2 protein-coding genes are annotated in these 1074 nt (G+C 60.9%); both read left to right on the top strand.

Annotated elements, in window-relative coordinates; genetic code table 11:
* Positions 1–755 (top strand): D-amino-acid transaminase (locus tag EN906_RS35050; RefSeq protein WP_127375821.1); only part of this gene is annotated, 755 nt, incomplete at its 5' end.
* A gap of 145 nt (positions 756–900) precedes the next feature.
* A partial coding sequence (gene hfq, locus EN906_RS35045; RefSeq protein WP_164777652.1) for an RNA chaperone Hfq occupies positions 901–1074 on the top strand: 174 nt, incomplete at its 3' end.

Below are 1074 nucleotides of genomic sequence, written 5' to 3'. Positions count from 1 at the left end.
AGGTGGCGCATGGCTTCATCGTCGACATGCCGCGCCATCTGGCGCGGCTGAACCGCTCGCTGACCGAATTGTCGATCGCCTGGCCAGTCACCTCTCACGTGCTGCCGCTTATCCTGCGCGAGGTGGTCAACCGCAACCATGTCGCCAACGGCCTGGTCTATGTCCAGGTGACGCGCGGCGTCGCCAGCCGCGACTTTGTCTTCCCTTCCGCAGACACCAAGCCGGCCCTGGTGGTGACCGCCAGGAAGGCCGACCCCGCAGCCGGAGCAAAGCGAGCCGAGACCGGCATCGCGGTCATCACCGTGCCGGAGAACCGCTGGGACCGCGTCGACATCAAGACCGTCGGGCTGCTGCCCAATGTATTGGCCAAGCAGAAGGCAAAGGAGGCCGGTGCGCAGGAAGCCTGGTTCGTCGACGCCGAAGGCAACGTAAAAGAAGGCGGCTCGTCCAATGCCTGGATCGTCACTCGGGACGGCGTCCTGGTCACCAGGCCGGCGGAGCACGGCATCCTGCGCGGCATCACCCGCACGACCATGTTCGAAGTGGCGGCCAAGCTCGGCCTGAAGATCGAGGAGCGCGGCTTTTCCGTCGCCGAGGCCAAGGCGGCACGCGAGGCGTTCATCAGCTCCGCAACGACACTCGCCATGCCGGTGGTGGCTATCGACGGCGATACGGTCGCCAATGGGCACCCCGGCTCAATAACACTTTCCTTGCGGCAGGCCTTTTTTGACATTGCGGAAAAAAGTCCAGCCTGATAACCGCACAGGTGGAATGAACATCAATATATCTCGTTCTGCTTGTCGTTACTGACGACAAGACGGTGTTTGCGAGCTTGACATGCGCCCGTTAATTTGGCGCATTGGCTTGCAAACCGAAGGGGATCGGCGAAAGACAAGAACAATGGCGGAACGATCGCAAAACCTTCAGGACCTGTTCCTGAATTCAGTTCGCAAGAGCAAGAACCCGCTCACCATCTTCCTTATCAACGGCGTCAAGCTGACCGGCGTGGTCACTTCGTTCGACAATTTCTGTGTCCTGCTGCGCCGTGACGGTCACTCCCAGCTCGTCTACAAG

The organism is Mesorhizobium sp. M7A.F.Ca.CA.004.06.1.1 (assembly GCF_003999135.1).
In the GTDB taxonomy this organism is placed as follows: Bacteria; Pseudomonadota; Alphaproteobacteria; order Rhizobiales; family Rhizobiaceae; genus Mesorhizobium.
Note: the sequence above shows the minus strand (reverse complement) of the source record. Positions and strands in the feature narration are given on the sequence as shown.